The sequence below is a fragment of the Pantoea sp. NSTU24 genome (assembly GCF_050157905.1).
Taxonomy (GTDB): domain Bacteria; phylum Pseudomonadota; class Gammaproteobacteria; order Enterobacterales; family Enterobacteriaceae; genus Pantoea.
The window spans coordinates 841,598-864,605 of record NZ_JBKIWZ010000001.1 but is presented as its reverse complement, the minus strand read 5'-3'; the positions used below and the strand labels follow the sequence as shown (position 1 = coordinate 864,605).

Here is a 23,008-nt window from a genome sequence, read left to right as displayed (position 1 = left end):
CGTTACATGCTTCCCATGCGGCTCAGCAGTTGTTGCAGGACGCGCTCGGTGACGGCCAGATCCTGCGGGGCGATATCTGCCAGCATCTGGGTACGCAGGGCATCCGCTTCTGTTTTCACCCTGGCGAACGCTTCATTACCCTTTTCAGTCAGCACCAGGTGGCGTTTGCGGCGATCCTCGGGTGGCTGTACCCGCATCAGCAATGACTGTTTCACCAGCCGGTCCACCAGCGGCACCATGCTGGCATCTTCCAGCCCCAGCATCTGCGCCAGTTCGGTCTGTGTCATGCGTTGCGGCTCGCTGGCAATCAGTCCGATAGCCATCCAGCTGCTCATGCTTAAGCCGCTATCTTTAAGGTGACGATCAACTGCCAGACGCCAGGCGTGCGCAGTCAGATGCAGTAAATGGGTAAATGTACGTGTATGCTGAGACAAATGTTAGCAGCCTAATAATATGGTATCTAATTGATAGAGGACGTTATTATACGCAAAGCGAATCGCGAATGAAAAGCGTCCGGCCTGTTAATAATTAGTGGATCGCGGCAGAATGTCCAGACGCCGTCACCGGGAGTCCGATACCATGCCAAAGCCTTCAGACAACTGGGTTGACCTGCGCCGTGATGCCGTAAGCGGTATCGAGGCGTTGCGCGCCCATTTCACGGGTCATGCCTATGACCCTCACTGGCACGACAGCTACCTGGTTGGCGTGACTGAACAAGGTGTACAGCAGTTTCATTCGCGGCGCAAACAGCATCAGAGCCGGCCTGGCACGGTATTTATGCTGGAGCCGGAGGAGCTGCATGATGGCGATGCCATCAACGACAGCGGTTTCACCTACCGGATGCTTTACCTCTCACCGCAGCAGATAGCACAGCACCTTCCTCCGACCTCGTCCGACAGTGCTTCCACGCGTGAACTGCATTTTGCCGCCACACTGCGTGATGACCGTCCGCTGGCGTACGCGGTCTGGCATGCGTTCGATGCCCTGTGGCATAACCACCCTGCCCTGATCAAAGAGGCGGCGCTCGATCGGCTCGCTGTTCAGCTCTCTCCGCACCGCCAGGCATCTTCCTCCTTTCACGCGGCGGATCAGGATAGCCTGCTGGCGCTAAAGGCGCGTGACTGGCTGATTGCTTACCACGCGGACAACCCAGGCCTGGCGCAGATGGCGCATCATCTGCAGGTCGACCGTTTCCGGCTGTCACGCCTGTTCCGGGCACACTGGGGATTGCCTCCGCACGCCTGGCTGGTGCAGTGGCGGCTGAGTCAGGCACGCCGTCGGCTGGCACAGGGCGAGCCCGTTGCCGACGTGGCCGCCGCGCTGGGCTTTGCCGACCAGAGTCACCTGGGACGCTGGTTTAAGCGTGCCTGCCAGCTGTCGCCCGCGCGCTACCAGCACGCCTGCACAAATCTTCCAGACCCTGGTTGACCCCCCTGCCACAATGCGTTCTTTTCATTCAGGAGAGACGCAATGCAGGACCTCAGATGTGTGATGATACTCAATAGCATGCTGACACCCGGTAAAGCCGCCAATGCGGCTGCCGTGATGGCATTAACCCTGGGGCAGCGACATCCGTCACTGGTTGGCCCGCCTCTGGAGGATGCAGCGATTCATCCTTCACCCGGTCTGATCACCACCGGCATCCCGGTGCTGGTGGCGTCAGACCCGCAGCTTGATGCGCTGCGGGACGCGTGTGAACAGGTATGTGATCTGGTGCTGTTTCCGGAGGCGGGTCAGGCCACCACCAATTATCAGGCGCTGCGTGACGTTCTGCGAAAGCAGCCCCGGGCAGAATGGCGTCTGCTGGGCATTGCGCTTGTCGGTGAGAAAAAGACCCTGCGAAAGCTGACGGCAAAGCTGGCGCTTTTCAGCTGATTTCCGGGCGGAAAACAGGCCTGTGTTTCCCGTTTTTTCTGTTTTTTCTGTTCCGCCTCAGACCGCGCCCCTTTGTATAGGTTATTTGTACAGGTTTTGTTTCAGAATAATCCTTATAAACTACTGAAAAGCTGAAAATAGCACGTTTAGTCAAAGAATTAGGTTGTACAGATTAGTGTTCATTGTATAACTTTACTGCCACGAGTTGTGATACGACTCTGTAACGAATGATGCACTTGCGTCGCCTCTGAAGGTGTCAGTGGATTTCCACCTTCAGAGGTTATTTTCTCTGTTCACGTTTTGAGCCGGTACTATCGCATCTGTCCATGCGATGGTTTTGATCGACTTTGTCCTGACATCCGAACCGGAAGCGGGCTGTTATAAAGGGCTTACACATGCAAGAAAGTCTTCCCCGGACCGATAAAGAAATTTCAGACTATTTTAATGCTGCTGCCAACAGGCCAGCCAGTGAGATGGAAACGTTGGGTATTGTGATTGCTGAAATCCTGCAGTCCGGCATGCCCGTCAACAATAAAGCCATTATCTCAAAGCTGATTCACCGGCTGGAGCTGGAAAGCGACCGGGCGTCGCTGGATATCTACCGGCAGTTGCTTGAACTGGTGGTCTACAAAACACCAGACGATTTTTCACTGTAACATCATCGATTCCACGGAGGGAGTCATCTGCCTTTCTCTGGTATCTTTTCTGCACGCCCGGTAATATCTGCCCCTCACCTGCTATGCCAATTTTCCCGCCCCTCGCGCGGGAGCAAAATAACTCAAGAGCCTGCAATCTTTATGACTCAATCTAATGATAAGGCTGCAACCGAGGTTGTGGCTGCTGATATCAGCGTGGGACGCGTGCTGCGATCGCCTGCCCTGCTGACCCGTGAATGCCTGGCCGGAGTCATTACCGCGCTGGCACTCATCCCTGAAGTGATCTCTTTTTCCGTCATCGCGGGCGTTGACCCGAAAGTCAGCCTGATCGCCTCTGTCGTTCTTTGCCTGACACTGTCGATTCTGGGTGGCCGGCCAGCGATGGTAACGGCAGCCGCCGGCTCGGTGGCGCTGGTAATTGGCCCGATGGTTCATCAGCATGGTGTGGAATATATACTGCCTGCCGTAGTACTGGGCGGCGTGATCCAGATTCTGTTTGGCGTGGCGGGCCTGGCGCGCATGATGCGCTATATCCCCCGTTCCGTGATGCTGGGATTTGTGAATGCGCTTGGCGTGCTGATTTTCTTTGCGCAGGTGCCACATGTCTGGGGGCAATCCTCACTGGTCTGGATCTTCTTTGCCGCGACCCTGGCCATCGTGCTGTTGCTGCCACGGCTGATGAAGAGCATTCCCTCTCCGCTGGTCGCCATTGTGGTAGTAACGGCCGTTGCGCTGCTGATGGGCTATCGCATGCCGAACGTGGGTGATGAGGGGTCAATGAGTCCGGGTCTGCCCGGCTTTAACAGTCTGCTGGTACCCCTGAATCTTCAGACGCTGCTGATTATCTGGCCTACCGCACTAAGTATTGCCTTTGTCGGCCTGATGGAGTCTCTGCTGACCGCCAAACTGGTTGATGACCTGACCGATACCCCTTCCAGCAAGCGGCGCGAATCCTGGGGCTTGGGTGTCGCTAACATTCTGGCGGGCTTCTATGGCGGGATCGCTGGCTGCGCGATGATCGGTCAGACCATCGTCAACGTGGAACTTGGCCGGGCGCGCAGCCGGGTTTCGACAGTTGCGGCCGGTCTGGTGCTGCTGCTGCTGGTGACCGGGCTGAGCCGGATTATGGCGCAGATCCCGATGGTGGTGCTGGCCGGAATCATGATGGTTGTGGCCGTGAAAACCGTCAACTGGCACAGCCTGCAGCCTGCGACGCTGAAGCGTATGCCGTGGTCCGAAACGCTCATTATGGTACTGACGGTCGCGGTCACGGTCTGGACTGGCAATCTGGCGCTGGGCGTATTGGCCGGGGTGATTCTGGCTATGCTGCTGTTTGCCCGCCGTATCGCCCATGTTATTCATGCGGAACGCGAGCTAAGCGCGGATGGCGAAGCCGTACGCTACGTAGTGCGCGGCCCCCTCTTTTTGCCAGCAGCAACGATCTGTTCGAACACTTCGATTATGCCCACGATCCAAAAAAAGTGACGATCGATCTGACCCATGCGCAGATCTGGGATGCCTCCAGCGTCGCGGCGCTGGATGGCATTGAGTATCGCTATCAGCGTTATGGGACAGAAGTGGTCATTGAAGGTCTGGACCCGCGCAGTACCGACTTCCATCAGCGCCTCACCGGGAACTTTGGTTAACTGAGGGTGTTCTGCTGCCTGCCCGGCAGCAGAACCGATTACGCCTGTTGCCGCCGTGCCCGGTAGCGGCCGACCATCGTGATCAACGCCTGATAAATTAAACCCGCGTAGAGACTGGTCAGAACCGCCAGACCGGGCTCTTTGCCCTGCGCCTGCCATGACATAAACCACATGAATACGCCCCACAGAACAGAGAACACCAGCCAGCCGCGGACGAACTTCATCATGCCATTCATAACGTCTCCTCTAAAATGATGCGCTACCTTAGCGCGGGCCAGCGTGAAACGCATGGGTAACGTGCGCGAGTTGCGAGGCGTCTCAAACTATTCGTGACTGATTTTCCTGATTGCCGGCCAGCGCATCTGCTTCGGGCGATTTTATGGCGCTTATCTATACTTAACGCTCCGCTTAACCGATCAGGGAAATACAATGAAACGTACGGCTTATCTGTTGTCCACTCTGGCCATTCTCGCGACACTTACTGCCTGCGCGCCACCTCCGCCAGCGAGAGAGGCGCCTCCGCCACCGCCGCCAGGTAAGGATGCGCCACCGCCACCGCCGGGAGCACCCGGTGCCATGACCCCATCAGGACAACCGCATGCCTGACAGGCTTCAGCCAGCCTGCTGCGTAGCAGGCTGGCTGATACCCCATATCCACCATTTGCAGTCTCATCTTTTGCCATCCTGATAATCGCGACGCGCCAGCCACCTTACTCCGTTTTTTTCTGTCTGCCAGTGGCAATTAACACGTGGCCCGGGGTCGGGTCGTCAGTAAGGCAGAGCAATCCCGTCCTCGCCCCTTTTCTCTTAACTGACTCAGACAGCGGACCGGCGGCCTAAGGCGGTGGCACTGCGCACTCAGGATATAGGCGCTCAGCGAAATATGTGTTCTGTGGCAGCAGCCGAAAGCCTGACAACCAGAGAAAACAGAGATTACAGAACAGTTTCTGGGCGCAGAAATAAGAAAACCGCAGCAAATTTGCGGTCAGTAGGGAGACGTGCGCTCCGGAACCGGGAGCGAAAGTGGACCGGGCAGCAGGAATTGAACCCGCATCGTCAACTCATTCTGAGTTGCAGTAATACCTTTATACCATGCCCGAGCAGTGTGCCTGAAAAGGCCGTTGTTACAGATAAGGGTAGCGCCACTTTCTGAACTGGCAAGCGCAAGCGGCACCTATTTTTTTCGCCTGTCCCGGATGCAAAAATCAGGAATCGGTAGCCGTGCAGGGCAATTATTCAGCTAATCTTACCTGTCAGGGCAACCCGTTCCGGCCACCACGCCGGACCATTTCATCGAGAGGTCCTTACTATGCCTTCAGGACAGTTTTATGTCGTCGATCAGCCTGAGCTGAATTTTACCGCCAGCTACCATATCGATAAGGTGAACGAGCCCTCCGCTGACTCTGCATCACGGATGGTGCTGGAGATTCAGAAGCGAATACAGTCTACGGAGGCGTTCGACGCGCTCAGCATCGGCAATGAAGTGACGTTTGTCTCCTCAGCGGCGAGGCGCAAAAGATGGTTCTGGTGAGTGACACTGAGGAACAGCTGGTATTCAGCTCGCGTGGCTGAACCGTAGAGTGACAAGAGAGGTGAGCGTGTCAGTCAGCAGGCACAAAAAAACCGCCTCTTATGGGGCGGCTTACGACACTGCTTATCATTGATTTTATTGGTAAATCGATATGGTGCCCGGGGCGGGACTTGAACCCGCACGACCTTACGATCGAGGGATTTTAAATCCCTTGTGTCTACCGATTTCACCACCCGGGCAGGGTGTAACTGGAGGCGCGTCCCGGAGTCGAACCGAGGTACACGGATTTGCAATCCGCTGCATAGCCACTCTGCCAACGCGCCTTAAACTGATGTGCCGTCAGGTTAACCTGACCTGCGAATCTGGAGCGGGAAACGAGACTCGAACTCGCGACCCCGACCTTGGCAAGGTCGTGCTCTACCAACTGAGCTATTCCCGCAAATTTCAGCAATTTTGTCGAACCTGCTGATTTTACTTATCTTCTGGCAGACTCGCTGCCTTTCGATGCGTTGCATTCTACTGACCTGACGGATTGAGTCAATAAAATTATCCTCACAACCCGTCCGTTTGCTGCTTTTTAAATCGTATCGATCACGGTTCGAGCAAATCGCCGCGCGCAGCGCTCAGATACTGGAACATTGACCAGAAAGTCAGCACAGCAGCAATGTATAATGCGACAACACCGACGGCGATGACGGTAGCATCCGGACGCCATAACAGCGCAAACAGGGAGAACATCTGCGCGGTGGTTTTGACTTTGCCAATCCACGAAACCGACACGCTGCTGCGTTTGCCAATCTCCGCCATCCACTCACGCAGCGCAGAGATGATGATTTCACGCGCAATCATGGTCGCTGCGGGCAGGGTGATCCACCAGGCATGGAAATATTCAGCCACCAGCACCAGCGCAATGGCCACCATCACTTTGTCAGCAACCGGATCGAGAAAAGCACCAAAGCGCGTCGTCTGCTTCCAGCGGCGCGCCAGGAATCCATCAAACCAGTCAGTGATGGCTGCAAAAACAAAGATTAAGGCGGTCGCAAGCGGTGCCCAGTAAAACGGCAGATAGAAAGCCAGCACAAAGAACGGAATGAGCACGACTCGAAACAGGGTGAGACACGTCGGGATGTTTAATTGCATATGCCGGTAACTGTCTGGATATAGATAGAATTTATCCTATGTTCCTACATTGCCCCCCCTGTTTCAATGCTAGTGTTTCAGGGAGTAGTATATTTTTTCTGCCAGCGCGTGCGAGATACCGGGCACATTGGCGATCTCTTCCACCGACGCATTCAGCAGCGGTTGCAGGCCCCCCATGTACTTGAGCAGTTGCTGACGGCGTTTTGGCCCTACCCCTTCGATGCTTTCCAGCGCACTGGTGTTCTTTACTTTGGCTCGTTTTTTACGGTGGCCCGAAATCGCATGATTGTGAGCATCGTCACGAATATGCTGAATCACATGCAGCGCCGGGGCATCGGGCGGCAGCGAAACGCCCTCACCTTCCGCTTCAAAGAACAGCGTCTCCAGGCCCGCTTTACGATCGCTGCCTTTAGCAACGCCCAGCAGAACAGGCCGGCTCTTGTCCCAGGGCACATCCAGTTCAGCAAAAACCTGTAGTGCCTGGGCCAGCTGGCCTTTACCGCCATCAATCAGAATGACATCCGGGATCTTATCTTCTTCGATCGCCTTACCATAACGGCGTCGCAGCACCTGGTTCATAGCGGCGTAGTCATCGCCCGGCGTGATGCCGGTGATATTGTAGCGACGATAATCGGCGCGCAGCGGCCCGTTCTGGTCAAACACCACGCAGGAGGCGATGGTCTGCTCACCCATGGTGTGACTGATGTCGAAACACTCCATACGCTTGATTTTGTCGATCTCAAGAAACTCCGCCAGCGCCATCAGCCGCTGATGGATAGTCGAGTGCTGTGACAGGCGGGTCGTCAGCGCCGTCGCGGCATTGGTGCGTGCCAGCTTCAGGTAACGAGCGCGATCGCCGCGTGGCTTACTCTGGATATTGACCCGCCGCCCCGCCAGTTCACTGAGCGACTCAGCCAGCAGCTCGCGCTCCGGCAGAGTGAAGTCCAGCAGGATATCGCCCGGCAGCGTGCGTGCCTCGCTGCCCTGCAGGTAGAACTGCCCGACAAAAGTCTGCACGACCTCTGCCAGGTCGGTATCCACCGGCACCTTCGGAAAGTAGCTGCGACTGCCCAGCACTTTGCCCTGGCGGATGAACAGCACATGCAGACAGGCCATCCCTGCGTCATACGCAACACCCATGACATCCAGGTCGTCGCCCTGATTCGAGACAAACTGCTTTTCGGTGATGCGGCGCACGGCCTGAATCTGGTCGCGTAGCCGTGCTGCTTCTTCGAAGCGCAGGCCAACGCTGGCCTCTTCCATGCGTTTCACCAGCTGATTCAGGACCTGATCGTCCTTACCGGCCAGGAACAGCCGCACGTAATCGGTTTGCTGCGCATACTCCTCTTCGCTGACCAGCCCCGCCACGCAGGGCCCCAGGCATCGGCCAATCTGATACTGCAGACAGGGCCGGGAGCGATTGCGGTAGACGCTGTTTTCGCACTGACGAATAGGAAAGACTTTCTGCAGTAAGCCCAGGGTTTCCCGCACCGCATAGCCATTAGGGAACGGGCCAAAATACTCCCCTTTAGCATGCTTTGCGCCACGGTGTATCGCCAGCCGTGGATGCGTATCGCCGCTCAGAAAGATGTAGGGATAAGATTTATCGTCGCGCAGCAGCACGTTATAGCGCGGCTGATAAAGCTTGATGTAGTTATGCTCAAGCAGCAGCGCTTCGGTTTCGGTGTGGGTAACGGTGACATCGATGTGCTGGATATTGCTGACCAGCGCTTCGGTTTTGCGGCTGCCGACCTGGGTGCGGAAGTAGCTGGTCAGACGCTTCTTCAGGTCTTTGGCTTTACCCACATAGATGACAGTGCCTGAGGCGTCATACATGCGGTAAACACCGGGCTTGCTGGTTACCGTACTCAGAAAAGCTTTAGAATCAAAAACGTCATTCACTACTGATTAACGGCTCCGCATTGAAGAGGCCATGTCGGATGGCCAGATGCGTTAACTCGACGTCGCCACTGATGTTCAGCTTGCTGAACATCCGGTAGCGGTAACTGTTAACGGTTTTAGGACTGAGATTTAACTGCTCGGAAATTTCCGTCACCTTTTGTCCTCGGGTGATCATCAGCATAATCTGCAATTCCCTTTCCGACAAACAGCTGAAGGGGGATTCCGCTTTTTGCGGTTCAATCTGACTCAGTGCCATCTGCTGAGCGATGTCCGAGGCGATATAGCGCTGCCCGGCATTCACTGAGCGAATAGCATTGACCACCTCCTGCGGCGCAGCCCCTTTACTCAGGTAACCTGCAGCCCCTGCCTGCATCACTTTAGCAGGCAGAGGGTTTTCCGTATGGATGGTCAGCATAATAATTTTGATATCGGGGTTGTAGCGCACGATTTTACGCGTCGCTTCCAGTCCACCGATGCCGGGCATATTCATATCCATCAGGATGACATCAACCGGATTGGCCCGGCACCACTTCACCGCATCCTCGCCACAGTTCACTTCTCCGACCACGGCCAGACCCTTAACATCTTCGAGGATGCGACGGATACCGGCACGGACAAGTTCATGGTCATCAACAAGAAGTACACTGATCAACGGGGAAACTCCGGAGGCTAGAAAAGAGGAGGTCATTCACGATCCAGGGGGTAATCATACCCGCTTTTACCTCAAAAGCACATCAACAAAGTAAAACAGTGTATGCTTTACATAATTCGTAACGGATACGTGTAACGTGCATAAACAGCGTTTTCAGAGAACGAGCCGTGCCGCTTAATAATCTGATAAACCGCTGTATATCAGCATATTAAAATCGTGGCACGCTACAATTCTGCCGGCTGATTCTGTTCAGTGACTCAGTCTGGCATGGCAGTAATTACTTGCATAGATTGATTAGTTTCACTGGACAAACCAGCTATTTATGGCAAAGCGAAGCCATTGCAACGGCAACCCCCTTCCCCTGTGATATACTCACGCATTGCTGTGCGGACAGAGAGCCGGCACGTTGTCATTCACCAAGGAGAAAATCATGAGCGATGAAGATTTTGCAACTTCGCAGGAAGCCCAGAAATTAGCGGATGAGATCGCGGGTCTTAAGATGATGATCACCCTTATCCTTAAAGGTATGGGTCAGGCTGATGCTGGAAAAGTCATCATCAACATGGAGCGCTATGTGCAGACTTTGGGCGATAAGCCACAGGCCGAAGTGTTCAGCAATACCATCAAACAGATTAAGACGGCCTACCGCCAGTAAGTCTTTCGCCCCCGCCTGGGGGCAAATTCGTCAGTTATGAGCCTGCCAGTTCACTGACACACCCAGCGTCGGCAGAACCTCTTCCGGGCTGAAACGCCGCGTTCCACGATACTTCTCGGCCAGCGCAGGCTGAACCACCGGAATCCGGATCGCAAACAGGTTATCTTCTGACAGAATGAGTCCTGGCGTCAGCGGTTCATAGATCACCTGATGCTGCTCAAACATCTTCTCCAGCATCGGCGTGGCCGAGCTGATGATATATTCCATTCCATTCAGTTCAGCCAGCTGCACTGCGTGCCACAGAATATTCAGCGGCAACTCAGCATCTACTTCCAGCCGGGCTGAGAAGCGCGACATCTCCCATACTTTCTCATGACTGAAAGGCAATACGATGCCCTCGCTCTGCTCAGGCTCGAACCAGGGCATCAGACGCGCGCAGCCGCTTATCCCGGATCGGGCATTCCAGGCGATTAGCCAGGTGACGTCTGAACGATCGTAGCGATCATACTCCTGTCCTGGCGTACTAAGGCGGGGAGGAATAGACCACCCTTCGCCGCGCGCAAAGACGCTGTACCGATAGCTGCCCAGTTCGGCAAGTAATGAGGATGGCATATCCTTCAACTGCGTTTGCACTATTTTCATTATGCGCCTCTGACATCCTCATGTTGCTGTGATTGCTTTGCGCCAGCCTGGCAAAGTTCCGGCGCAGAGTAGACAACTGCCCTGAACAAAGGAACTGCTAAAAGTGGCAGTTGTTTATGTTCAAATCAGTCCGATTGCCGCTGCATAGCAGGCAATTTGCGTTTTATTGGAAACACTGAAACGCTTTTGCATATTTTTCTGATGAAAATTAACGGTATGTTCAGAGATAGATAAAATCAGGGAAATCTCTGCTGCTGTTTTTCCTTCAGCTGTCCATTTCAGAATTTCCAGCTCACGCTGGCTAAACGCATTTTTCAGCACGATCATGGCATCATCGCGAAGACGCTCCAGCGTATCCAGGCTTAGTTCCGCTAAAAGGTGTAGTTTTACCTCCAGCTCAGCATGGCAGAGCTGGACTGGAAGGGTCTGTTTCGATGATATAGATAATATACCAATGACGCGATTTGGTGCCATTGCGGAGCATGAAAAACCACTCATCAGTCCATATTCCCTTGCCTCATCCCACAGACCAGGGGCATCAGCGAACTGCTCCTGTGACCATGCCATACCCCGACCCGGTTGCTGACAATACGTGAGCACCGGGTCGACAGCGTAATAATTCTGCTTCTCATAACGCTTTACCCAGAGTCGGGGGTAGGTGCTATGCAAATGTATCCGTGGCCGGGTAAAAGGCACCGGGTGCTGAATCAGAAAGGCAAAGTAGTCAAAACCTAATGATTCAGTAAAATGTTGCAGTAACATCTTCAGTTCAGACGAAAGCGTTAATGCCTGAAATTGTTTTTTCACCTTACTCCGCCAGGCGAAATAATTTTCAGTGCTCATATTGCCTCAGCGTTTTTTCACTCACCTTTGCGGTGTTATTCAGTCGGATTCAACCGTTAAAATAAATTAGCAGAAAAAAGATTAATTTATTCCTGGCATAAAGCCGTCGCATTCTGCAGCGCATTTAATCTTTCACCACGATCAGGGAGTAAAAACCTGTCTCCGTCAATACAATGTGAGGCCTATCACGGAAATTTCAATTACCCATCAAGAATAAGATTTTTCTGATGGAATTTCAATCCCTGTAAATGACTTAAAAATTTCGTGCCCGATAAAGGATGCTGAAAATAGTCAGCAGGAATGCGTCAGTGGTGTATTTAATGCGTAAACAAAGCGTTAATAATGGTGCCGTGTACAAAACAGAAAGAGACGCAACCGACATATTTTTCAGCAGGAAATAAGCGATAAGCCAAATAACAGTATGCTCATCTCATTTTTCTGTTAAGAGCACGATTCACCGGGCAGAAAGGCTGCCTGTCCGCGCGCTGTCCCGACGGCTTCAACCGACAAAGCTCACGCCGTACAGGCGATGTCCCAAAGGCATAACGGGCAGCTAATTTCACAAACTATTCTGCATCTTATTCTTTGTGTTTATCGCGCCTCTCGCAGTTTCTCTGCACCTTTCTGCTTTTTTACAGCGCGGATAATCTGACTGGCAAAAAAGTGCCGAACGCACTCTGATTTGACTTAATTCATCTCTCTGCCCGTACCCGATGCGGATGATTACTATTGCTCACCTCTGCATGCCATTCTTTGACTCTATTTTAGTCATGAAAATCACTTTATCGATAGTCACGCGACTGACGTATCTGAAGATAAATTTTATCACAAACGCCATTAGGTATTTATCAGCAATCCCGGCCACAGGAACAATTAATTTCTCTTAATACAGGCTCACGTTATCCTGAAATAATTTCATTCGGCCGGTCAGCGTGACAATCCAAAAATGCAGAAAATCTGATCAATTTGTTTAGCGCGACAATACAGTTATGTTGAATTAACTGGTACTAAAAAAACAATAATGCGTTTCCCGCTTTCCCGGGTTCAGAAACGCGCGACGTGAGGCAGGAGGCACGACACGCATTCAGTCATTTTATTTCTGCTGGTCCGGTCGGCGCCTGAACGGTGACGGTCTTCATCTTTTCTGATGATTCAGCGGCAGTAGCCTGTACCACGCATACCCAGATGAAAATGGGTGGCGTGCGCGGCGTTGTAGTCTGGTCCGAGCGCATTGCCAAAGACCGCACAGCCCCCGCGCCAGAGCGTATGCAACATGGCTGCTTTCTCTGCCGGCTGTTGCCAGTGACGACTGACCTGCAGCTGCTGGCCATCCGCCAGCTGAAAGCCCGTAATATCCAGAGCATCGGCGGTTGCATGTTCGCTGCGCCGTCCCTGCGCGCGATGGTAGATGTTACGGCAGGCATAGCTGCCTACATGGTTAATCCGGACCAGTGGACTGTGCATATCGCGAAGCGTCTGCTGACGGCTTTGTAACGCATACATGGTGCTGGCCACAGCCATCGGACAGCTTGCCAGAAAACTGCTGCTCAGGCTGACCGGACCCAGTTTCTGAATTCGCAGCGGCTGACCGATCGGACACTCTCCCGTGATCGGGGGACGCTCGCTGAAGCTGACCCAGCCCGCCTGTTGCGCCCGGCGCATAACATCCATACAGGCGCTGGCATTACCGGCAAGTCGTTTCATCTTCATCTGTGTCATCCATCCGGGCGGATCGGTAACAGAGAGCGGTGTAAAGGGATTGAACTGCGGCGGCAGATGCTGCTTAAGCCAGGGTAAGCTGCCCCATCCCAGTGCAATTAACAGCAAAAACAGGATAAGCGTGCGCATAAATTTTTCGCAGCATTATGATTAACAAACAAAAAGTATAGAAGCAGATCCCTTTTTCCGCCCTGCGCCTGACAGAACGTGATGAATAATTACTCAGACTGACGCAGGAGTGACCGAAACTGTGCGTTATTACCGCTTACGGGGCCAGAGGCGTCACAATTGATAAAAAAGCGTTACCCGATTCAGGCTCTCTTCCTCTATCTTATGCCGACTTGCCTCCGGGCAGACGCGTTTTCTAACAGCCAGCAGAGCTGACACAACATCAAGACAGGAAAGACAATTCTATGGTTGATCAATCTAAAGAAACCACGCGCGCACTTGAGGCGCCCGATAAGCTCCAGCGTAATCTGCATAACCGGCACATTCAGCTCATCGCCATTGGGGGGGCGATCGGCACCGGCCTGTTTATGGGCTCGGGGAAGACGATCAGCCTGGCTGGTCCCTCGATCATCTTCGTTTATATGATCATCGGTTTTATGCTGTTCTTCGTCATGCGCGCCATGGGAGAACTGCTGCTCTCTGACCTCGAATATAAATCCTTCAGCGATTTTGCCGCTGACCTGCTTGGTCCGTGGGCTGGCTATTTTACGGGCTGGACCTACTGGTTCTGCTGGGTCGTGACCGGGATTGCGGACGTGGTCGCGATCAGCGCCTATTTTCAGCTCTGGTTCCCGGGCTTTTCGATCTGGATGAGCGCCCTGCTCTGCGTCGTGGTGTTTCTGGCACTGAACATTGCCACCGTCAGACTCTTTGGCGAAATGGAGTTCTGGTTCGCGATCATTAAAATCGTCGCTATTGTGGCGCTGATCGTGACCGGCGTCGTGCTGGTCTGGCTTCACTACCCTTCGCCTGGCGGCGGTACGGCGGCACTGAGCAACATCTGGGAGCATGGCGGTCTGTTCCCGAAAGGCATCAGCGGATTCTTTGCCGGATTCCAGATTGCAGTGTTTGCGTTTGTCGGTATTGAACTGGTGGGTACGGCTGCGGCAGAGACGCACGACCCGCATAAAGTCTTGCCGCGGGCGATCAATGCAATTCCGCTGCGCGTCATTATGTTCTACGTGCTGGCGCTGATGGTCATTATGGCGGTGACGCCGTGGACCCAGGTGATGGCCGATCGCAGTCCGTTTGTGGAGATGTTCGTCCTGATTGGCCTGCCCGCAGCGGCGAGTATCGTTAACTTTGTGGTGCTGACTTCGGCAGCCTCTTCCGCCAACAGCGGCATCTTCTCCACCAGCCGCATGCTCTATGGTCTGTCACAGCAGGGGGTGGCGAGCCGTGCCTTTGGCCGGCTTTCGGCACGTTCGGTGCCCACGACCGGCCTCTTCTTCTCCTGCCTCTGCCTGCTGGTGGGCGTGGCGCTGATCTACCTGATCCCGGATGTGATGAAAGTCTTTACCCTGGTAACGACCGTGTCGGCCATTCTGTTTATGTTCGTCTGGACCATCATCCTCTGCAGCTATCTGGCCTACCGGAACAAGCACCCGCAGCGCCACGCGGCGTCGGCGTTTAAAATGCCGCTGGGCAAATTCATGTGCTGGGTCTGCATGGCCTTCTTCGCCTTTGTACTGGTGCTGCTGACGCTGCAGGACGATACGCGTCAGGCGCTGATGGTGACGCCGCTCTGGTTTGCTCTGCTGGGTGCAGGCTGGATGCTGCGCCGTCGTCGCAGCCGCTGATCCGCAGCACGGTGAAAAAAGCCCGGTCAGATGACCGGGCTTTTTTTACAGCCGTTCAGCCAGCGATGAGAAAAGGGCCGGGAGGGCCGGGCGCGAGTACGGCAGACGCTGCGGCCGCGGATCGGGCTGCTCCGGCGTGCCGAGCCCAAAGGTAAAGGTATAGGCTTCCCCTTCCCCCATGCGCAGATCGGCTATCGTCGTCTGCCCATGCTGCTCGCGCAGGGCGTAGAAGCCGTGGCTGAACCAGGCAACGCGTTCTGCGTGCCAGTTGCCCCGAAAACGGTCGAACAGTTCGGGATGCCGCGGATACCACTTCACCTGCAGCGGGCGCGACGGCGATAACAGCGACCAGTAGGCTTCACCATAGCGGTCGGGGGTTAGCACCACGCTGCGCCAGACCAGGGTGTTAAAGGGAGTCGGCGTGACCAGCACCCGGTCAGCCGGGATCCCCTGCTGCGTCAGCGAATCGTTAATCTGCCCGCCTGCAACGCCCTGAATGACCCCACTCCATGCCAGATAGAGGGTGCTCAGCGCGAGTCCGATCCGGTTTGCGCGCAGCCCGCTGTCGCTGCGCCGCCAGAGCGCCACACCCAGACCAGCCAGCAGCGGCAGCGTATAGAGCGGATCGACGATATAGATACTGCCGACCGCATAGGGGTAATCGGTTAGCGGAAGCCCCAGCTGGGTGCCATAGACTGTCATCAGATCCAGCAGCGGATGCGTAATCAGCGCCAGCCAGATGGCGGGCCACCACTGTGGCCATCGTACCCCGCGACGAAACAGCCCCGCCACCAGCCAGGCAATCACGGGTGAGACGAGAGTAAGCCAGAGCAGCGCATGGCTGTCGGTGCGATGCAGGGTCATATTGCGAATCGCGTCACCATGATCGAGAAAGACATCCAGATCCGGCAGGGTGCCGCAGATCCCGCCTGTCAGGGCGGCCTGCCAGACCGGCACCCGACGCCCCATCACCGCGACGCTGACTGCGGAACCCAGTAAAAACTGCGACACAGAATCCATGACTTTCCCCCATTACCCTGTCGGCGAACGCCTTCTGTTTCAGCGCACGCGAATACCTTCGATGATCATGCGCTGCACATTCTCTACAGTCTGATCGAAAAACGCCGGATCGCTGAGCGTCTGGCCGGTTACTGCCTCAACCTGAGTGGCAAAATCGGCGTAGTGCTGTGTGGTGGCCCACAGCATAAAGATCAGATGCTGCGGCTGAACGCCCGCCAGACGCCCTTCGGCTATCCAGCGTTCAATAATGGCCGCTTTGTCATCCACCAGCTGCTTGAGATCGCCTGCCAGTTCGCCTTTCAGCAGCGGCGCGCCCTGCAGCATCTCCAGACAGAAAAGCCGGGATGCCTGCGGATGGTCGCGCGAGACCTCCAGCTTCAGCCGGATGTAGTGCCGGATCGCCATCAGCGGATCCTGGTCATGTGCCAGGGCGCGCAGCGGAGCCAGCCAGACATCCAGAATCTCTTTCAGCACCGCCACATAAAGTGCTTCTTTAGAGGGAAAATAGTAGAGCAGATTGGTCTTGGAGACATCGGCCAGCTCGGCCACCTTGTCAAGACTGGTGCCGTGAATGCCAAACTGAGAGAAGAAGGTCAGCGCCGCGTCCAGTATGGCGGCCCGCTTCGCCGCAACGGCTCGCGAACGGCGTGTTGGCTTTTTTTCATCGTTTTTCACAGGTTTACCTCATCCATCTGGTGTCAGCGCATCATAGCAAAGGCCGGAAGGTGTGCCTAACGGCTCGCCTGCACCTTTTTTGCTCAGTCTGCATGCAAAACGTGCAGCGATTTTTGACCAAACGGTCTGAAATGGACCCGACGGTCTGCTTAACCCTTTCGGGTTAATTTTAACTCATTGTTATTTATCAGAATAAAAAATGTGGCACACAGTTTGCAAAATTGTGACTGAGCGCAGCCCACAGGGATGTAGCAGGATGCAGTGCCGCGCGTGAAACACCTTTCCCCCATCGCAACGAGGTTTCACATGAAGATAGGCGTCTTTATTCCGATTGGTAACAATGGCTGGCTGATTTCATCCAACGCGCCGCAGTACATGCCAACCTTTGAACTGAACAAAGCGATCGTGCTGAAAGCAGAGCATTACCATTTTGATTTTGCGCTCTCGATGATCAAACTGCGCGGCTTCGGTGGAAAAACCGAATTCTGGGATCACAACCTGGAGTCATTCACCCTGATGGCTGGCCTGGCGGCCGTCACCTCGCGCATTGAGATTTATGCTACCGCTGCCACCCTGACGCTGCCCCCGGCGATCGTGGCACGCATGGCCTCCACCATCGACTCTATTTCGGGCGGGCGTTTCGGCGTCAATCTGGTGACCGGCTGGCAGAAGCCGGAATATGAGCAGATGGGTATGTGGCCCGGCGATGAGTACTTCAGCAGCCGCTACGCCTATCTCACCGAATATGTGACAGTGCTGCGTGACCTGTGGGGAACCGGTCGCTCAGACTTTAAAGGTGAATTCTTTACCATGAACGACTGCCGCGTCAGTCCACAACCACAGCGCCCGATGAAGGTGATCTGCGCCGGACAAAGTGATGCCGGCATGGCCTTCTCGGCGCAGCACGCAGACTATAACTTCTGCTTCGGCAAAGGCGTCAACACGCCAGCAGCATTCAGCTCAACGTCGGTGCGCATGAAGCAGGCGGCAGAGAAAGCAGGCCGCGATGTGGGGTCTTACGTACTGTTTATGATCATCGCGGCGGAAACCGACGAAGAGGCGCGGGCGAAGTGGGAACATTACAAAGCGGGTGCGGACGAAGAGGCGCTCTCATGGCTCACGACACAAAGCCAGCAGGACACCAAATCAGGCAGCGATACCAATGTGCGCCAGATGGCGGATCCGACCTCGGCCGTCAATATCAATATGGGTACGCTGGTCGGCTCCTGGGCCAGCGTGGCGAAGATGCTGGATGAGGTGGCGCAGGTGGAAGGCACCCATGGCGTACTGCTGACGTTTGATGATTTCCTGCAGGGGATCGAGGATTTTGGCCAGCATATTCAGCCGCTGATGGCCTGTCGCAGCGCCCTGCTGGATGCACAGAAGGAGGTGGCATGATGAAAACCGTTTACTGCGCTCATATCAGGGATACTCCCCAGGTTGAACTGCCGGCACGTCCCGAACCCATCGCCTTTCCCCCCGCGCAGTCTGCGCTGATTGTGGTGGATATGCAGAATGCCTATGCCACTGAAGGCGGCTATCTCGATCTGGCGGGCTTCGATGTTTCTGCCACAAAGCCGGTCATTGCAAAAATCCATCAGGCGGTGACGGCTGCACGCGCAGCAGGTGTCCAGATTATCTGGTTCCAGAATGGCTGGGACAGGGATTATGTGGAGGCGGGCGACGCCGGCTCGCCCAACTTCCATAAATCCAATGCGCTGAAAACCATGCGTAAACGGCCCGAGCTGCAGGGCTCGCTGCTGTCGAAAGGCGGCTGGGATTATGCGCTGGTCGATGAACTGGTGCCGCAGCCAGGTGATATCGTACTGCCAAAATCGCGCTACAGCGGCTTTTACAACACCCCGCTCGACAGCATGCTGCGCAGTCGGGGCATCCGTCATCTGATCTTTACCGGCATTGCCACCAATGTTTGCGTGGAGTCGACCCTGCGCGACGGCTTCTTCCTTGAGTATTTCGGCGTGGTGCTGGAAGACGCCACGTATCAGGCTGGGCCGCCGTCGGCTCAGCAGGCCGCTCTGTTCAACATCGAAACCTTTTTTGGCTGGGTTTCGGATGTCGAAACGTTCTGCGAAAGCCTGAATGCCCGCTAATTCAACCCGAGGATAACGCTATGCCGAAAACGATTATTGTGCCGCCAGGTACCACGACCCCTATCGCGCCGTTTGTGCCGGGCACCCTGGCGGACGGGGTGGTCTATGTCTCCGGCACCCTGCCGTTTGATGCAGAGAACAACGTAGTGCATGTCGGGGATGCCGCCGCGCAGACCCGCCATGTGCTGGAAACCATCAAAAAAGTCATTGAAACCGCGGGTGGCAGCATGGCGGACGTAACCTTTAACTCGATCTTCATCACCGACTGGGCCAACTATGCGGCGGTTAACCAGGTCTACGCTGACTATTTTCCCGACGATAAGCCCGCCCGCTTCTGTATTCAGTGCGGACTGGTTAAGCCGGATGCGCTGATTGAAATCGCCTCCGTGGCGCACATCGGCCGCGCGGAGGTCTGATGCAGCTGGATATTCTGGGTCTGCAGGATCCCGATGCGCCGACGCTGGTGCTCGCCTCCGGTCTGGGCGGTGTGGCGGGATTCTGGCAGCCACAACTGGCGGCCCTGGCCGCGCGCTATCGGGTGGTGCTCTATGACCAGCGCGGCACCGGGCGCAGCAGTGACCAGCTGCCGGAAGATTACAGTATGGCGATGATGGCGGCTGAGCTGGCCGACGCGCTGGCGCAGCATAACATCCTGCGCTTCAGCCTGGTCGGTCATGCGCTGGGCGGTCTGATTGGGCTGCAGCTGGCGCTGGATTTTCCGACGCGCATCCAGCGGATCGTGGTCATTAACGGCTGGCTGGCGCTGCATCCTCATACCCAGCGCTGCTTTGAGGCACGACAGGCGCTGCTGCTCAACAGCGGTGTGGCGGCCTTTGTCCGCGCGCAACCGCTGTTTCTCTATCCCGCAGAGTGGATGGCACAGCATCAGGCGCGGATGGCGCAGGAGGATCATCATCACGTCGCCCATTTTCAGGGTCAGCATAACCTGATGCGACGGCTGCAGGCGCTTATGCATGCCGACTTCCGCGCTCAGGCAGAGGCCATCACCCAGCCGGTGCTGGTGATGGCCAGTCAGGACGACCTGCTGGTGCCCTGGAGCTGCTCGGCCACGCTGGCCCGGGCACTGCCCGCCGCCACCGAAGAGAGAATGGCCTGGGGCGGACATGCCATGAGCGTTACCGACGCCGAAAACTTCAATGCCCTGCTGCTGCAGTGGCTGGATCAGACGGATGACGTGTAGCCGCTGCGGCGCGTCGACCTCACCTTTTACGGAGAAGATTATGAGCCTGGATACCCTTACCCCCGCCGTTGAGAAGCTGGCGTTCCGCAATGCGATGTCGCGGCTGGGTGCCGCGGTCAACATCATTACGACCGAAGGACCGGCCGGACGCGCGGGCTTTACCGCCTCCGCCGTGTGCAGCGTGACGGACTCGCCGCCGACGCTGCTGGTCTGTCTGAATCGCGCCGCCTCGGTTTACCCAGTGTTTCGCGAAAATAGGCAGCTCTGCGTCAACACGCTGGCGGCGGGTCATGAAAGCCTCTCTGGCCTGTTCGGCGGAAAGACACCGATGGCTGAGCGTTTCAGCGCCGCAGAGTGGTCAGCGGCCGTAACCGGCTCACCGGTGCTGCACGGCGCGGTTGCCTCTTTCGACTGCCGCATTACCCAGATTGTCAGCGTCGGCACGCATGACACGCTGTTCTGCGAAGTCGTGGACGTGGTTCACAGTGAGGACAACCACGGACTGGCATGGTTTGACCGGGGATACCATCCCCTGAAGCGGCAGGAGGCCCGTTAACGTTTTTTCCGCACCCACCGGCAGTCATGATGCTCTGGAGTAGACGATGGCACAATCCTGGTTTCCACAATGGCAGAAGAAGTCGGCTTTAACTGAAAACGGTATTATCGCACCGGATGAAACGCTGCCGCTGGGGCAGACGCTGGTGCTGGGGTTACAGCATGCGGTCGCGATGTTTGGTGCAACGGTGCTGATGCCGCTGCTGATGGGGCTGGACCCGAATCTGGCCATTCTGGTTTCGGGTACAGGCACGCTGCTGTTCTTTTTTATTACCGGCGGCCGGGTGCCCAGCTATCTGGGTTCAAGCGCCGCCTTTGTCGGTGTGGTGATTGCGGTCACCGGCTTCAGCGGTCAGGGGCTCAACCCTCACCTCAGCGTCGCGCTGGGCGGTGTCATCGCCTGCGGCCTGCTCTACGCCCTGATCGGGCTGGTAGTGATGAAGTCCGGTACGCGCTGGATCGAAAACCTGATGCCGCCAGTGGTGACCGGCGCGGTGGTGATGGCGATAGGCCTGAATCTGGCGCCGATTGCGGTGCACAGCGTCTCCGCCTCGGCGTTCGACAGCTGGGTCGCGGTAATGACTGTGCTCTGCATCGGGCTGGTGGCGGTGTTTACCCGCGGGATGGTTCAGCGTCTGCTGATTCTGGTCGGGCTGATTCTGGCCTGGGCGCTCTATGCGCTGCTGACCAATGTTCTGGGGCTGGGCAAGCCGGTCGACTTTACCCTGCTGTCACAGGCCGCGTGGTTTGGTCTGCCTCACACCACCGCTCCGACTTTTGATCTGCAGGCGATGGTGCTAATTGCGCCGGTGGCGATTATTCTGGTGGCCGAAAATCTTGGCCATCTGAAAGCGGTGGCGGGCATGACCGGCCGGAATCTCGATCCCTGGATGGGCCGCGCCTTTGTGGGTGACGGTCTGGCGACGCTGCTTTCCGGATCGGTTGGTGGCAGCGGCGTCACTACCTATGCCGAAAATATCGGGGTAATGGCCGTCACCAAAGTCTACTCGACGCTGGCGTTTGTCGCTGCCGCCGTCATCGCCATTCTGGCCGGTTTTTCGCCTAAGTTTGGTGCGCTGATCCACACCATTCCGGCGCCGGTCATTGGTGGCGCCTCTATTGTGGTATTCGGACTGATTGCGGTGGCAGGAGCACGCATCTGGGTGCAGAACCATGTCGATCTGGGTCAGAACAGTAATCTGATTATGGTGGCGACGACGCTGGTGCTTGGCGCAGGCGACTTCGCGCTGAAAATCGGCTCTTTCACCCTGGGCGGCATCGGTACGGCCACCTTTGGCGCGATTATCCTTAACGCGCTGCTGCGCCGTCGCACCGCGCAGCAGCAGGATAAGCCGCTGGCACGACAGCAGGGCTAGCTACTCCAGCGGTGTGGCCGCAGGCTGCACCGCCTTTTTTCGTTTCAGACGTAGTTCACTGACGATCACTCCGCAGACAATCAGCGCCCCGCCCAGCAACGCCAGCCCGGGCAGACGCTCACCCGCTATACGTCCCACCACGCCCGCCCAGACCGGTTCTCCGGCATAGATCACCGTTGCGCGGGTCGGTGATACGCTGCGCTGCGCCCAGTTCATGGTGACCTGAATCAGCGCGCTGGCGGCGCCCAGCCCCAGTGCGCTCAGCAGCAGTGGCGTAGAAAGGTCAGGGATTTCTTCACCATTGGGGATCATCAATCCAAACGCGCACAGTGAAGCCACCGCCAGCTGGATCAGCGTCACACGGCGCACATCCACCTTGCCGGCGTAGCGGCTGATTAAGATGATTTCGGCGGCGATCGCCAGGGTACTGAGCAGCGTCGCCAGTTCCCCCCTGTTCAGGCTGATGCGCCCATCCTGCGGCCCCGCCACCAGCAGCAGGCCGGTAAAGGCCAGCGCGATCCCCAGCCACGACATCAGCCCGGGCGGACGACGCAGAAACAGCCACTGCAAAAGCGGTACTACCGGCACATACAGCGCCGTGAGAAAGGCAGACTGACTACTGGAAATAGTCTGCATTCCCCAGGTCTGCAGCCCATAGCCCCCGGCGATCGACAGGCCAATCAGCACACCCGCTTTCACCTCCAGCCAGGTGATGCTGGCCAGATAGCGCCGGAAAAAGAGGGCCAGCAGCAGTGCGGCGGTGGCGAAACGGAGGCCGACAAAGAAGAACGGACCCGAATGTTGCATCGCGCGATGCACCACCAGAAAGGTTCCGCCCCAGATCATCGTGATAAAAAGTAGCACCAGCTCCTGCCGCGTCAGGCGCAGGGTTAAGGCGCGGGATGTGTCCGACATAATTCACCTGATAGGGTATCCGGACAGTATTGTGAGGAGAGCGAGGGGTAAAAGCAATGACGTTCACCGCCGGTCTCACCCGGCGG

24 protein-coding genes, 4 tRNA genes and 1 pseudogene are annotated in these 23,008 nt (G+C 56.2%); 13 read left to right on the top strand and 16 right to left on the bottom strand.

Translation table 11 applies throughout. The annotated features are described in order from the left end of the window. Positions 1 to 2 precede the first annotated feature (2 nt). Positions 3 to 434, bottom strand: a complete 432-nt coding sequence (locus ACLHDD_RS04245) for a MarR family winged helix-turn-helix transcriptional regulator (RefSeq protein ID WP_427103069.1) — start codon at positions 432 to 434, stop codon at positions 3 to 5. Between the two features lie 145 nt (positions 435 to 579). On the opposite strand from ACLHDD_RS04245, the gene ACLHDD_RS04240 reads away from it, so the two are divergent. From ACLHDD_RS04240 to ACLHDD_RS04225, 4 genes and pseudogenes are all read left to right on the top strand, one after another. Then, entirely contained in the window at positions 580 to 1,428 is an 849-nt protein-coding gene (locus tag ACLHDD_RS04240; RefSeq protein WP_427103068.1) for an AraC family transcriptional regulator, read from the top strand. A 42-nt stretch (positions 1,429 to 1,470) separates the two neighbouring features. After that, positions 1,471 to 1,875: a DUF2000 family protein gene (locus ACLHDD_RS04235; protein WP_427103067.1), complete on the top strand. Its 405-nt coding sequence runs from the start codon at positions 1,471 to 1,473 to the stop codon at positions 1,873 to 1,875. 395 nt (positions 1,876 to 2,270) lie between these two features. Next, a complete protein-coding gene (locus ACLHDD_RS04230; RefSeq protein WP_427103066.1) occupies positions 2,271 to 2,531 on the top strand; it encodes a biofilm/acid-resistance regulator YmgB/AriR in 261 nt (86 codons plus the stop codon). A 141-nt stretch (positions 2,532 to 2,672) separates the two neighbouring features. Next, a pseudogene (locus ACLHDD_RS04225) lies at positions 2,673 to 4,177 on the top strand (SulP family inorganic anion transporter). Between the two features lie 38 nt (positions 4,178 to 4,215). Here ACLHDD_RS04225 and ACLHDD_RS04220 read toward each other — a convergent pair. The 3 genes from ACLHDD_RS04220 to ACLHDD_RS04210 all read right to left on the bottom strand — a co-directional run bounded on the left by ACLHDD_RS04220 (position 4,216) and on the right by ACLHDD_RS04210 (position 5,277). Continuing rightward, positions 4,216 to 4,413: a DUF6404 family protein gene (locus ACLHDD_RS04220; RefSeq protein ID WP_128084417.1), complete on the bottom strand. Its 198-nt coding sequence runs from the start codon at positions 4,411 to 4,413 to the stop codon at positions 4,216 to 4,218. A gap of 242 nt (positions 4,414 to 4,655) precedes the next feature. Further along, positions 4,656 to 4,850 (bottom strand): hypothetical protein, encoded by a 195-nt coding sequence (locus ACLHDD_RS04215; RefSeq protein WP_427103065.1) that lies wholly within the window; start codon positions 4,848 to 4,850, stop codon positions 4,656 to 4,658. 351 nt (positions 4,851 to 5,201) lie between these two features. Continuing rightward, positions 5,202 to 5,277: transfer RNA gene (locus ACLHDD_RS04210), tRNA-Leu, on the bottom strand. A gap of 209 nt (positions 5,278 to 5,486) precedes the next feature. Here ACLHDD_RS04210 and ACLHDD_RS04205 point away from each other — a divergent pair. Then, positions 5,487 to 5,708: a hypothetical protein gene (locus ACLHDD_RS04205; RefSeq protein WP_427103064.1), complete on the top strand. Its 222-nt coding sequence runs from the start codon at positions 5,487 to 5,489 to the stop codon at positions 5,706 to 5,708. Positions 5,709 to 5,860: 152 nt separating this feature from the next. Here ACLHDD_RS04205 and ACLHDD_RS04200 read toward each other — a convergent pair. The 6 genes from ACLHDD_RS04200 to uvrY form a co-directional block, all read right to left on the bottom strand. After that, a tRNA-Leu gene (locus ACLHDD_RS04200) sits at positions 5,861 to 5,947 on the bottom strand. Between the two features lie 10 nt (positions 5,948 to 5,957). Further along, a tRNA-Cys gene (locus ACLHDD_RS04195) sits at positions 5,958 to 6,031 on the bottom strand. A 40-nt stretch (positions 6,032 to 6,071) separates the two neighbouring features. Continuing rightward, positions 6,072 to 6,147: transfer RNA gene (locus ACLHDD_RS04190), tRNA-Gly, on the bottom strand. 152 nt (positions 6,148 to 6,299) lie between these two features. Further along, positions 6,300 to 6,848 (bottom strand): CDP-diacylglycerol--glycerol-3-phosphate 3-phosphatidyltransferase, encoded by a 549-nt coding sequence (pgsA, locus tag ACLHDD_RS04185; protein WP_427103063.1) that lies wholly within the window; start codon positions 6,846 to 6,848, stop codon positions 6,300 to 6,302. Between the two features lie 69 nt (positions 6,849 to 6,917). Next, positions 6,918 to 8,750 (bottom strand): excinuclease ABC subunit UvrC, encoded by a 1,833-nt coding sequence (uvrC, locus tag ACLHDD_RS04180; protein ID WP_427103062.1) that lies wholly within the window; start codon positions 8,748 to 8,750, stop codon positions 6,918 to 6,920. Next, positions 8,743 to 9,402 (bottom strand): UvrY/SirA/GacA family response regulator transcription factor, encoded by a 660-nt coding sequence (gene uvrY / locus ACLHDD_RS04175; protein ID WP_427103061.1) that lies wholly within the window; start codon positions 9,400 to 9,402, stop codon positions 8,743 to 8,745. The genes uvrC and uvrY overlap by 8 nt, the downstream gene beginning before the upstream one ends. 430 nt (positions 9,403 to 9,832) lie before the next feature. Here uvrY and ACLHDD_RS04170 point away from each other — a divergent pair, with 430 nt between their 5' ends. After that, a complete protein-coding gene (locus ACLHDD_RS04170; protein WP_313652416.1) occupies positions 9,833 to 10,057 on the top strand; it encodes a DUF2594 family protein in 225 nt (74 codons plus the stop codon). Between the two features lie 30 nt (positions 10,058 to 10,087). Here the strand turns inward: ACLHDD_RS04170 and ACLHDD_RS04165 are convergent, their stop codons facing one another. The 3 genes from ACLHDD_RS04165 to ACLHDD_RS04155 all read right to left on the bottom strand — a co-directional run bounded on the left by ACLHDD_RS04165 (position 10,088) and on the right by ACLHDD_RS04155 (position 13,390). Continuing rightward, a complete protein-coding gene (locus tag ACLHDD_RS04165) occupies positions 10,088 to 10,699 on the bottom strand; it encodes an autoinducer synthase (protein ID WP_427103060.1) in 612 nt (203 codons plus the stop codon). Positions 10,700 to 10,819: 120 nt separating this feature from the next. Then, entirely contained in the window at positions 10,820 to 11,542 is a 723-nt protein-coding gene (gene sdiA / locus ACLHDD_RS04160; protein WP_427103059.1) for a transcriptional regulator SdiA, read from the bottom strand. A gap of 1,152 nt (positions 11,543 to 12,694) precedes the next feature. Then, complete coding sequence (locus tag ACLHDD_RS04155; protein WP_427103058.1) at positions 12,695 to 13,390, bottom strand: extensin family protein; 696 nt, start codon at positions 13,388 to 13,390, stop codon at positions 12,695 to 12,697. A gap of 284 nt (positions 13,391 to 13,674) precedes the next feature. On the opposite strand from ACLHDD_RS04155, the gene cycA reads away from it, so the two are divergent. Further along, complete coding sequence (gene cycA, locus ACLHDD_RS04150; RefSeq protein ID WP_427103057.1) at positions 13,675 to 15,069, top strand: D-serine/D-alanine/glycine transporter; 1,395 nt, start codon at positions 13,675 to 13,677, stop codon at positions 15,067 to 15,069. Between the two features lie 45 nt (positions 15,070 to 15,114). Here cycA and ACLHDD_RS04145 read toward each other — a convergent pair whose 3' ends face one another. Both ACLHDD_RS04145 and rutR read right to left on the bottom strand, forming a co-directional pair. Then, positions 15,115 to 16,089, bottom strand: a complete 975-nt coding sequence (locus tag ACLHDD_RS04145) for a metal-dependent hydrolase (RefSeq protein WP_427103056.1) — start codon at positions 16,087 to 16,089, stop codon at positions 15,115 to 15,117. Between the two features lie 39 nt (positions 16,090 to 16,128). Next, positions 16,129 to 16,764 carry an HTH-type transcriptional regulator RutR gene (gene rutR / locus ACLHDD_RS04140; protein ID WP_427103055.1) on the bottom strand — a complete coding sequence of 212 codons (636 nt, stop codon included), beginning with the start codon at positions 16,762 to 16,764 and terminating at the stop codon, positions 16,129 to 16,131. Positions 16,765 to 17,070: 306 nt separating this feature from the next. Between rutR and rutA the strand changes: the two genes are divergently transcribed. The 6 genes from rutA to rutG are packed head-to-tail and all read left to right on the top strand — an operon-like array spanning position 17,071 to position 22,007. Next, on the top strand, positions 17,071 to 18,162 hold the full coding sequence (rutA, locus tag ACLHDD_RS04135; protein WP_427103054.1) for a pyrimidine utilization protein A: 1,092 nt from the start codon (positions 17,071 to 17,073) through the stop codon (positions 18,160 to 18,162). Beyond that, a complete protein-coding gene (gene rutB, locus ACLHDD_RS04130) occupies positions 18,162 to 18,875 on the top strand; it encodes a pyrimidine utilization protein B (protein WP_427105165.1) in 714 nt (237 codons plus the stop codon). The genes rutA and rutB overlap by 1 nt, the downstream gene beginning before the upstream one ends. Positions 18,876 to 18,895: 20 nt before the next feature. Beyond that, positions 18,896 to 19,291 carry a pyrimidine utilization protein C gene (gene rutC, locus ACLHDD_RS04125; protein ID WP_427103053.1) on the top strand — a complete coding sequence of 132 codons (396 nt, stop codon included), beginning with the start codon at positions 18,896 to 18,898 and terminating at the stop codon, positions 19,289 to 19,291. Next, the gene (gene rutD / locus ACLHDD_RS04120) at positions 19,291 to 20,076 is read left to right on the top strand and encodes a pyrimidine utilization protein D (RefSeq protein WP_427103052.1); all 786 of its coding nucleotides are present in this window, start codon (positions 19,291 to 19,293) and stop codon (positions 20,074 to 20,076) included. Before rutC ends, rutD begins: the two co-directional genes overlap by 1 nt. A gap of 40 nt (positions 20,077 to 20,116) precedes the next feature. Next, a complete protein-coding gene (rutF, locus tag ACLHDD_RS04115; RefSeq protein ID WP_427103051.1) occupies positions 20,117 to 20,632 on the top strand; it encodes an NADH-dependent FMN reductase RutF in 516 nt (171 codons plus the stop codon). Between the two features lie 46 nt (positions 20,633 to 20,678). Beyond that, positions 20,679 to 22,007 carry a pyrimidine utilization transport protein G gene (gene rutG / locus ACLHDD_RS04110; RefSeq protein WP_427103050.1) on the top strand — a complete coding sequence of 443 codons (1,329 nt, stop codon included), beginning with the start codon at positions 20,679 to 20,681 and terminating at the stop codon, positions 22,005 to 22,007. Here rutG and ACLHDD_RS04105 read toward each other — a convergent pair whose 3' ends face one another. Then, a complete protein-coding gene (locus ACLHDD_RS04105) occupies positions 22,008 to 22,922 on the bottom strand; it encodes a DMT family transporter (protein WP_427103049.1) in 915 nt (304 codons plus the stop codon). Positions 22,923 to 23,008 lie beyond the last annotated feature (86 nt).

Excerpts from the sequence above, each read along its gene's own strand:
- ACLHDD_RS04240 (WP_427103068.1), top strand. The coding sequence starts at position 580 with ATGCCAAAGCCTTCAGACAACTGGGTTGACCTGCGCCGTGATGCCGTA.
- ACLHDD_RS04235 (WP_427103067.1), top strand. The coding sequence starts at position 1,471 with ATGCAGGACCTCAGATGTGTGATGATACTCAATAGCATGCTGACACCC.
- ACLHDD_RS04230 (WP_427103066.1), top strand. The coding sequence starts at position 2,271 with ATGCAAGAAAGTCTTCCCCGGACCGATAAAGAAATTTCAGACTATTTT.
- ACLHDD_RS04220 (WP_128084417.1), bottom strand. The coding sequence starts at position 4,413 with ATGAATGGCATGATGAAGTTCGTCCGCGGCTGGCTGGTGTTCTCTGTT.
- ACLHDD_RS04215 (WP_427103065.1), bottom strand. The coding sequence starts at position 4,850 with ATGAGACTGCAAATGGTGGATATGGGGTATCAGCCAGCCTGCTACGCA.
- ACLHDD_RS04205 (WP_427103064.1), top strand. The coding sequence starts at position 5,487 with ATGCCTTCAGGACAGTTTTATGTCGTCGATCAGCCTGAGCTGAATTTT.
- pgsA (WP_427103063.1), bottom strand. The coding sequence starts at position 6,848 with ATGCAATTAAACATCCCGACGTGTCTCACCCTGTTTCGAGTCGTGCTC.
- ACLHDD_RS04170 (WP_313652416.1), top strand. The coding sequence starts at position 9,833 with ATGAGCGATGAAGATTTTGCAACTTCGCAGGAAGCCCAGAAATTAGCG.
- ACLHDD_RS04165 (WP_427103060.1), bottom strand. The coding sequence starts at position 10,699 with ATGAAAATAGTGCAAACGCAGTTGAAGGATATGCCATCCTCATTACTT.
- sdiA (WP_427103059.1), bottom strand. The coding sequence starts at position 11,542 with ATGAGCACTGAAAATTATTTCGCCTGGCGGAGTAAGGTGAAAAAACAA.
- ACLHDD_RS04155 (WP_427103058.1), bottom strand. The coding sequence starts at position 13,390 with ATGCGCACGCTTATCCTGTTTTTGCTGTTAATTGCACTGGGATGGGGC.
- cycA (WP_427103057.1), top strand. The coding sequence starts at position 13,675 with ATGGTTGATCAATCTAAAGAAACCACGCGCGCACTTGAGGCGCCCGAT.
- ACLHDD_RS04145 (WP_427103056.1), bottom strand. The coding sequence starts at position 16,089 with ATGGATTCTGTGTCGCAGTTTTTACTGGGTTCCGCAGTCAGCGTCGCG.
- rutA (WP_427103054.1), top strand. The coding sequence starts at position 17,071 with ATGAAGATAGGCGTCTTTATTCCGATTGGTAACAATGGCTGGCTGATT.
- rutB (WP_427105165.1), top strand. The coding sequence starts at position 18,162 with ATGAAAACCGTTTACTGCGCTCATATCAGGGATACTCCCCAGGTTGAA.
- rutC (WP_427103053.1), top strand. The coding sequence starts at position 18,896 with ATGCCGAAAACGATTATTGTGCCGCCAGGTACCACGACCCCTATCGCG.
- rutD (WP_427103052.1), top strand. The coding sequence starts at position 19,291 with ATGCAGCTGGATATTCTGGGTCTGCAGGATCCCGATGCGCCGACGCTG.
- rutF (WP_427103051.1), top strand. The coding sequence starts at position 20,117 with ATGAGCCTGGATACCCTTACCCCCGCCGTTGAGAAGCTGGCGTTCCGC.
- rutG (WP_427103050.1), top strand. The coding sequence starts at position 20,679 with ATGGCACAATCCTGGTTTCCACAATGGCAGAAGAAGTCGGCTTTAACT.
- ACLHDD_RS04105 (WP_427103049.1), bottom strand. The coding sequence starts at position 22,922 with ATGTCGGACACATCCCGCGCCTTAACCCTGCGCCTGACGCGGCAGGAG.